The sequence below is a fragment of the Streptomyces sp. RP5T genome (assembly GCF_003933965.1).
GTDB lineage: Bacteria > Actinomycetota > Actinomycetes > Streptomycetales > Streptomycetaceae > Streptomyces.
In genome coordinates this window covers 1-6383 of sequence record NZ_RSAJ01000481.1, presented here as the reverse complement: position 1 = coordinate 6383, position 6383 = coordinate 1, and the positions used below count along the sequence as shown (strand labels likewise).

The 6383-nt window shown below is 72.8% G+C and carries 6 protein-coding genes; 1 reads left to right on the top strand and 5 read right to left on the bottom strand.

Features of this window, described 5'->3' with window-relative positions; translation table 11 throughout:
• The 4 genes from EHS43_RS34045 to EHS43_RS34030 all read right to left on the bottom strand — a co-directional run.
• On the bottom strand, positions 1 to 1839 hold a 1839-nt coding region (locus EHS43_RS34045), incomplete at its 3' end, for a serine/threonine-protein kinase (RefSeq protein ID WP_148104152.1).
• Positions 1791 to 2768: an oxygenase MpaB family protein gene (locus tag EHS43_RS34040; RefSeq protein ID WP_125194507.1), complete on the bottom strand. Its 978-nt coding sequence runs from the start codon at positions 2766 to 2768 to the stop codon at positions 1791 to 1793. The genes EHS43_RS34045 and EHS43_RS34040, both read right to left, overlap by 49 nt.
• A 9-nt stretch (positions 2769 to 2777) precedes the next feature.
• Entirely contained in the window at positions 2778 to 3956 is a 1179-nt protein-coding gene (locus EHS43_RS34035; RefSeq protein WP_125194506.1) for an acyl-CoA dehydrogenase family protein, read from the bottom strand.
• A gap of 214 nt (positions 3957 to 4170) precedes the next feature.
• A complete protein-coding gene (locus tag EHS43_RS34030; protein WP_125194505.1) occupies positions 4171 to 4545 on the bottom strand; it encodes a ferredoxin in 375 nt (124 codons plus the stop codon).
• Between the two features lie 115 nt (positions 4546 to 4660).
• Here EHS43_RS34030 and EHS43_RS34025 point away from each other — a divergent pair, with 115 nt between their 5' ends.
• On the top strand, positions 4661 to 5038 hold the full coding sequence (locus EHS43_RS34025) for a DUF6479 family protein (RefSeq protein WP_260470829.1): 378 nt from the start codon (positions 4661 to 4663) through the stop codon (positions 5036 to 5038).
• 94 nt (positions 5039 to 5132) lie between these two features.
• On the opposite strand, the gene EHS43_RS34020 is transcribed toward EHS43_RS34025, so the two are convergent.
• Positions 5133 to 6383: glycoside hydrolase family 15 protein (locus tag EHS43_RS34020; protein WP_125194504.1), on the bottom strand; the 1251-nt coding region annotated here is incomplete at its 5' end.

Genomic DNA, 6383 nt, shown 5'->3' with positions numbered 1-6383 from the left:
GGTACGGTCCTCGATCAGGTCGCGGTAGAGCCGCAGCGCGTCGGCGCTGCGTCCGAGGCGGCCGAGGCTGATGCCGACCTCGTAGCGGGCGGCGAGGGTGTCGGGATGGTCGGGGCCGAGCGCCTGGGCGCGGGCCTCGGCGACCTCGTGGTAGGTCTGCAGGGCCTCCGTCCAGCGGCCCAGCTGGCCGAGCGCGTAGGCGACCTCGTAGCGGGTGACCAGGGTGTCGGGGTGGTCGGCGCCCAGCACCCGGGCGCGCGCGGCGGCCACCTCGCGGGCCATGCGGTACGAGTCCTCCAGACGGCCGAGCCTGGAGAGGTTGAAGGCGAGGTTGTGGCGACAGCGGAGGGTGTCGGGGTGGTCGGGACCCATCTCGCGCTCACGGGCCGCGAGCACCGAGTTGTAGACCTGGTGGGCGTCGAAGTGGCGGCCCAACTGGCCGAGGACGTACGCCATCTCCTGACGCGCGGCGAGGGTGTCGGGGTGGTCGGCGCCCAGGGTGCGGGTCCTGGTGGCGGCCACGTGCTTGTACTCGCGCAGGGCGTCGGCCGCGCGGCCGGTGCGGCTGAGGGTGAAGGCGACCTCGTAGTGGCTGGCGAGGGTGTCGGGGTGGTCGGGGCCGAGCAGGTGCTCACGCTCGGCGGCGACCGCGCGGTGCACCTCGCCGGCCTCCGCCCAGCGGCCCAGCCGCCCGAGGCTCAGTCCCGCGTTGTGCCGCCCGGCCAGTGCCGTCAGGGCCTGCGCGGACGGGACGGGCGGCCCGGCCGGCGCGGGTTCCTCGACCCGGCCGGTGGCGGGGCGGGCGATCCACTCGCCGGTGAGGGCGGCCCCGGCGTCCGGGGGTGTGGTGACCAGGCCGGCACCGGTGGCCTTGTGGCCGGTGGTCATGCCCCGGGTCCAGGACGGCAGCGGCCTCTCGCGGGGACGGTCCGGTGGGAGCGGCCGGAAGTCGGGCCGCGGGGTCACCACGGTCGGGACGTACGCCGGTGTGGTGCGGCCCAGGGTGATCCGGTGGCCCACCTCGCGTGCGTCGTGCGGGCGTTGTTCGGGCTGCTTGGCAAGCAGGTCGAGGATGACCCGGTCGAGGTACTCGGGGAGTTCGGCGCGGTGGCTGCGCGGCGGGCGGGGCGGGGTGTCGCGGTGGCCGACGAGGATCGCCCACGCGTCCTCCAGGTCGAACGGCGGTGCCCCGGTGGCGATCTCGTACAGCACGCACCCCAGGGAGTACAGGTCGCTGCGCTGGTCGACCTCGGAACCCCCAATCTGCTCCGGCGACATGTAGTGCGGGGTGCCCATCGCGATTCCGGTGCCGGTGAGCCGGGAGGTGAAGTCGACGTCGTGGCCGAGCCGGGCTATGCCGAAGTCGCAGATCTTCACGGTGCCGTCGGTGAGGCGGACGATGTTGGCGGGCTTCAGGTCGCGGTGCACCACGCCCTGCTGGTGGGTGTAGGCGAGGGCGGCGGCGACCTGGTCGGCGATCTCGATGACGTCGGCCACGGGCAGGGGGTGCTGTTTGTTGTCCTCCAGGAGCTGGCTGAGGTTGCGCCCCTCCAGGAGTTCCATCACCAGGTAGAGGACACCGTCGGACTCGCCGAAGTCATGGACGACGGTCACCCCGCGATGGCTGAGCGCGGCGGCCACCCGGGCCTCGCGCCGGAACCGCTCGCGCAGCACCCGGGTGAAGGTCTGGTCGTGCTGCCCGCCCAGCGGCTTGAGGCACTTCACGGCGACGTGCCGGCCCAGCGACTCGTCGCGGGCCCGCCACACCTCGCCCATGCCACCGCGCCCGATCAGGTCGAGCAGTCGGTACCGCCCCTGGATGAGCCTGCTGTCCCCCATCTCCCGCGACCGCCCCCGTCGAAGTTCGCCCCGCCTTCCCCTGACTCGTCCAGTATGGCGACCTGTCGTCCGAGTTTGTACGGGGCGGGCCGGGCGCCCGGTCCGAGCCGGTCCATCGCACGCAGGATGTGCTTGGGCGGGAGTTGCCAGCGCAGCCGTGCGGGTACACCGCGAAGCAGGGTGCCGGTGGCACGCAACCGCCGGGTGACGGTGGCGGGTTCGGGTGCTTCCCTGCCGTACAGCTCGTGGGCGTACGGCGGCAGGGCGGCGTACGCCAGCTGTGCCACGCGCCGCCACAGCACCTCCCGCGCCGGGACGAGAAGGGGGTGCGTCGGCGGCCGGAGCAGGAAGTCGTCCACCTCGCGGGCCTCGGGCGTGGCGGCGAGCTCCGGGAGCACCTTCTCGAAGTAGGCGCTCATCTCGGCCTGGTTCGCCGGTACGGCGTCGGGGTCGAGGCCCACCAGGCGGGCGCTGACCCGGTGTTCGGCGAGGTAGCGGTCCGCCTGCTCGTCGGTGAGGCGGAACCCGGAGCGGCGGGCGACGTGGAGGTAGGAGTCGATCTCGGCGCAGTGCACCCACAGCAGGAGTTCGGGTTCGTCGACGCCGTAGCGTTCACCGGTGTCGGGGTCGGTCGCGCCGAGCATCCGGTGGATCTTCCGGACCCGGGCTCCGGCCTTCTCGGCGGCCTCGGTGGTGCCGTAGGTCGTGGTGCCGACGAAGTCGGCGGTGCGCATCAGCCGGCCCCAGGCATCGCGCCGGCCGCTCTTTTGACGATCGAACGCAGTGGAGTTCTGCATGACACCGCGCACCGCGCGCGGGTGCAGGGCCTGGAGGTAGAGCGCGCGGACGCCGGCGACCCACATCATCGGGTCGCCGTGCATCTGCCAGGTCACGGACGAGGGACCGAACAACCCCGGGTCAGCCGTCATGTCGGCAGGCTAACGCCGTACCCGCGGCATACCCAGGCCGATCCACGAGATGATCTCCCGCTGGATCTCGTTGTTGCCGCCGCCGAAGGTGAAGATGACCGCCGAGCGGTAGCCGCGCTCCAGTTCGCCGTGCAGGACCTCTCCGGCCGAGCCCTCCTTCAGGGCGCCCGCCGCGGCGACGATCTCCATGAGCCACGCGTAGGCGTCCCGGCGGGCCTCGGAGCCGTACACCTTGACCGCGGAGGCGTCCTGCGGGGTGAGGGTGCCGTCCTGGACGGCGTTCACCATCCGCCAGTTGAGGAGCTTGAGGGCGTCGAGGCGGGTGTGGGTCCGGGCCAGGCCGCGGCGCACCCACGGCAGGTCGATCACCCGGCGGCCGTCGGTCAGCTTGGTCTCCATGGCCCAGCGCTGCACGTCGTGCAGGGCGCGGATCGCCATGGTGCCGTGGGCGGCGAGGGTGACGCGTTCGTGGTTGAGCTGGTTGGTGATCAGCCGCCAGCCCTGGTTCTCCTCGCCGACCCGGTGGGAGACGGGGACGCGGACGTTCTCGTAGTAGCTGGCCGTGGTGTCGTGCGAGGCGAGGGTGTTGATGACGGTGCACGAGTAGCCGGGGTCGGTGGTCGGCATCAGGAGCATGGTGATGCCCTTGTGCGGCGGGGCGTCGGGGTCGGTGCGGACGGCGAGCCAGACCCAGTCGGCGGTGTCGCCGTTGGTGGTCCAGATCTTGTGGCCGTTGACGACGTACGCGTCCCCGTCCCGTACCGCGCGCGTCTTGAGGGAGGCCAGGTCGGTGCCCGCGCCGGGCTCGCTGTAGCCGATCGCGAAGTCGATCTCACCGGAGAGGATCCGCGGCAGGAACCAGGACTTCTGCTCCTCGGTGCCGTACTGCATGATCGTCGGCCCCACGGTGTTGAGGGCCATCAGCGGCAGTGGTACTCCGGCCTGGGCGGCCTCGTCGAAGAAGATGAACTGTTCCATCGCGGTCAGGCCGCGGCCGCCGTACTCCTTGGGCCAGCCGACGCCGAGCCAGCCATCGGTGCCGAGGCGGCGGATGGTGTCGCGGTAGAAGCGCTTCTGGGCGTCCCGGTCGGTGAAGCGGGCGTGCGCGTTGTCGGGGACCAGGTCGGCGAAGTAGGCGCGCAGTTCGGTGCGCAGCCGCTGCTGCTCGGGTGTGTGGTCGAGATGCACGGCGCCTCCAGGCTTCCCGGGACCGGTCCTGACGGCGCACACCGTAGAACGTGTTCCAGAGATTGGGAACGGCCAGGAGGGGTATCTCCGGCGCGGCAGGGGCGTGCGCGGAGGGAGCAGCGTCCGGGGCCGGGACGGCGGCAGGCCGGCGGCGGGCCAGCGGCTGGCTCAGATCTGGGCGGGATGCAGGGCTGAGACCTGGGCCGGGGCGGGCTCAGACCAGGGTCGCCATGAAGTCCGTGCACGCCTGGGCGCACTCGCGGCACGCCTTGGCCGCGTCCTCGGCGCCGGTGTGCCGGTCCAGGACCTGCGCGCACTCCAGGCACACCGACCGGCACCACTCCAGCTGGACGCGGATGCCGGCCTCGTCGAGGTGGTTGTCCTCGGACAGCACCCGGCAGGTGGCGTCGCACACCTCGGCGCACATGATGCCCTTGCGGCGCAGGAGTTCCTGGTCCTCGGGCCCGTCGGGAGCGACCAGGCTCGCACGCAGCGCGCAGATCCGTGCGCACTCGGTGCAGGCCTGAGCACACGCGAAGCGGTCCTCGAGGAACTGGAAGAGCTCCTGCTGAGAAGTCGAAGTCGTCACCCGGGGCGGGTAGCCGGGCTCCGGGCGGCCAAACCCGGAGTTCTGGGCGGTTTCCCGGACTGCGGGGACGATCGTGTCGCTGTGTCGCTCGGAGGTCCGGGGGTACCCGCGTGACATGAACCAAGCCCTGAACAGCGAATGGATGGACCTGGCCGCGGGCCGGGGCGGCCTCGCGGCCGGAGTGATCGTGGCGGGTGTCGTGGTCGTGGCGGTGCTGATCGGCGCCTTCTTCCTGGGCTCCCGTGTCAGGCGCCGCGAGTCTCCTCCGCCCACGCCCGAGGAGCAGCCGAGGCTGCCCGAGGGCGGGCCGGTCCGTGAGGTCAGGGAGCACCGGGAGCCCGACGAGGTGCCCAGGAGCGACACCCGACTGACCCCGCACGAACTGCCCAACCACGGCAACAGCCCGACCCGGACCGGTTCGGGTGCCGACCGCCCGCGCTGGGACGAGGGCAGCAGCGGCTCGTTCGGCAGCGGCGGGCCGGGAGGCGGCTGAGGCCCACGGCCGTGTCGCGGGCCTTGTCGCGCCGGCCTTCCGGCAACCGTCGAACAAGAACACAGCTCCGCAACCCCTGGAGGCGGGCGCCCGGTCACTCACCGAGCCGGGCGGCCGCCTCCAGCAGCAGTGCGTGGACGAACGCCTGCGGAAGATTGCCGCGCAGCTGACGCTGGGCGATGTCGAACTCCTCGGCGTACAGCCCCGACGCCCCGCAGCCGCCCCTGTTGCGTTCGAACCAGCGGTACGCCTCGACGGTCCGGCCCTGCTGGTGCTCGGCCAGCGCCATGACGAACCCGCACAGCAGGAAGGCGCCCTCGGCCTCCTCCAGGGGGCGGTCGTCGTGGCGGAAGCGGTACAGGAAGTGGTCGTCGGCCAGTTCCCTGCGGCACGCGGCGAGGGTGGCCCGGGTGCGCGGATCGGCGGCGGGCAGCGCACCGCGTACGCCGGGCAGCAGCAGGGCGGCGTCCACGGAGGGGTCGTCGGGGGTGCGCTGCCAGTGGCCGTCAGGGTGCAGGCAGGTCCGCGCGGTGGCGTCGAGGAGCGTGTCGGCCAGGGAGGTGCAGGTCTCGGCGAGCGGATGGCGGGGCGCCGCCGCGGCCACGGCCCGCAGGCCCGCGACGCAGATGAGCCTGCTGTGGGTCCACATCCGTTCGCTCAGCTCCCAGATGCCCGCGTCGGGTTGGCGCCACTGGTCCGCCACGGCCCGCACGGCGATCTCCACGGCCTTCCAATGGCCCTCGTCCAGGCGCCCGTGGCGTTCGGCAGCAGCCAGGAGCAGCAGGGCCTCGCCGAAACAGTCCAGCTGGAACTGCTCGCGGACCTGGTTGCCGACCCGGTCGAAGCCGCCGGGGTAACCGGGCAGGTCGAGTGCGCGCTGGGACGGCACGGGGTCGCCGTGCACGGTGTAGGCGGGCACCAGGTGGGACCCGTCCGCGTGCAGGCGGGCGGTGACGAACCCGACGGCCTTGTCGAGGAGGCTGTGGTCGCCGACTGCGGCGGCGGCCTGGCCCGCGTAGCTCTGATCGCGGATCCACACGTACCGGTAGTCGTAGTTCCGGCCCTCCTCGGCACGCTCGGGCAGGCTGGTGGTGGCCGCCGCGACCATGCCGCCGCCCCGGGTGGTCAGGCCGCGCAGGACGGCGTACGCCCGGCGCGCGTCACGTGGGGCGACTGTGTCGTCGAGCGCGGGGACCGTCTCGCGCCAGGCGGCTTCGGTGGCGGCCCAGGCCCGCCCCGCCTCCGGTGCCTCGGCCGGGAGGGGGGACACCGCGCACTCCAGAACCAGGTCGTGCCGCTCGCCGGGCCTCAGCTCGATCTCCGCGGTCAGCCCCCGCTCCCCCAC

Bases quoted from the DNA above. Each gene is read 5' to 3' on its own strand.
- EHS43_RS34040 (WP_125194507.1), bottom strand. From the start codon at position 2,768: ATGACGGCTGACCCGGGGTTGTTCGGTCCCTCGTCCGTGACCTGGCAG.
- EHS43_RS34025 (WP_260470829.1), top strand. From the start codon at position 4,661: ATGAACCAAGCCCTGAACAGCGAATGGATGGACCTGGCCGCGGGCCGG.